This window comes from Facilibium subflavum (assembly GCF_003574485.1).
GTDB lineage: Bacteria > Pseudomonadota > Gammaproteobacteria > Francisellales > Francisellaceae > Facilibium > Facilibium subflavum.
The window spans coordinates 1-1,685 of sequence record NZ_QLIT01000098.1 but is presented as its reverse complement, the minus strand read 5'-3'; the positions used below and the strand labels follow the sequence as shown (position 1 = coordinate 1,685).

Sequence of the window (1,685 nt, the reverse complement as noted above, 5' to 3'; positions counted from 1 at the left end):
ACTTGCCGGTAATTGCTGTAGGCGAGCTGGAATTGAAGGAACTATATCACAAGCTACACGAACCACGGACGCTAGGAAGTCAAAATATGTTGGACTAAAAAAGACTCATTTGCAGCAAATAGCAAGTGCAGCAGCAATAAATATACACCGAATTATTGACTGGATTACTGATAAAACACGTGAAGAAACTAGAGAGTCTAGTTTTGGTATTTTACAGCCAAAGGCAGCATGATGGCAATTCGCCAACAGTATCCTATTGATTTATGGAGCAAGTCAACTTAGGCAATACCAAGCAAAATATAAATAAAAATATTGCTTGATGTTGCTTGATTGACCTATAATCTCATTACTGTAACTAACTTTAAGTTTTAAAATGCTATCATTTGAACTAACAGATGAGTTGAAAACCAAGGTAAAAGAGGTTAACAATAAATTTGTATCGTTATACGCAAGCCTTAAAAATATAAATGATGACGAGATACTAGCAATAAAAAAATACTCTCGTATTAGCACTATTGGTGCTTCTACTCGAATTGAAAACGCTGTTTTAACTAACTCTGAAATCGATTGGATTGATACAATATTAACAGTTGATGGAAAAACAACAGCCTTTGATGCTCAAAAACATCTTATTGAAAATAAGTTATCTAAAGATAGGGAAAGAAGTATTGAAGAGGTTGCTGGTTGTCGAAGCATGTTACTACGTATTTATCATGATGCTAAATTATTCATGCCACTTAGAGAGATTGATATCAGAGGGTTGCACACAGAATTAATGTCGCCACATTTAAAATCTAGTCCATACGTTGGTAATTATAAGATTCAATCTAATTCAGTAGTTGAAACCAATAAGATAACAGGCGAGGTACGGGAAATATTTAAAACTGCTGATGCGGGCATAATGACGCAAACAGCAATGCATGAACTTGTTTCGTGGTATAATCAGGCAATCATTAATGAAGCATGGACAATTCCCGTCATATGTGAGTTTGTTTATCGTTTTTTGGCAATACATCCTTTTCAAGATGGCAATGGTAGATTAGGAAGAGGATTGTTTTTACTTGGACTGCTTCAATCTAACGATTTAGCATTAGCCAGTTTAACGCCCCTTATTTCAATAGACAGACAGATAGAAAGATGTAAGGAAGAGTATTATTTTGTTCTTAACTCATGCTCAAATGGAAAGTACACAGAAAACACAGCTGACTACAAAATTGAATATTTTTTAAGATTCATGCTTAAAATGATTTCAAGATCCATATCAGATGTTGATGTATATAGGCGAAAATACTCTGAAACTAAAAAATTATCAGAAAGTTCATCTAAAATTTTAGATTGCTTTAAAGAATATCCAGAAGTTAGATTAACAACAAAAATGATTGCTGAATATACTGAACTACCACAAAGAACAGTTAGCCATAACTTAGCGATCTTAACTAAACATGAGTTAATACAGAAGTATGGAAGAGGGTCTGCAACAAGATATCAGCTTACATTTTAGGTAAGCCAAAATTGCACTATAAAACTACTCATATTTTAACCAAGTAATAATTTATTGAAAATATATGCTTAATTTTTTAGCTTGATGTTAAGTAAATTCGGCATGGTTCAAATCCAGTATACACATGAAGGCAACTTTTGATAGCATTTAGAGAGCCGTTTAATTACAGCAATTACCGGCAAGT

The 1,685-nt window shown here is 33.4% G+C and carries 2 protein-coding genes; both read left to right on the top strand.

Annotated elements, in window-relative coordinates:
- On the top strand, positions 1 to 232 hold a 232-nt coding region (locus DNK84_RS06620), incomplete at its 5' end, for a transposase (protein WP_208123269.1).
- 141 nt (positions 233 to 373) lie between these two features.
- A complete protein-coding gene (locus DNK84_RS06615; protein ID WP_119343761.1) occupies positions 374 to 1,501 on the top strand; it encodes a Fic family protein in 1,128 nt (375 codons plus the stop codon).
- Positions 1,502 to 1,685 lie beyond the last annotated feature (184 nt).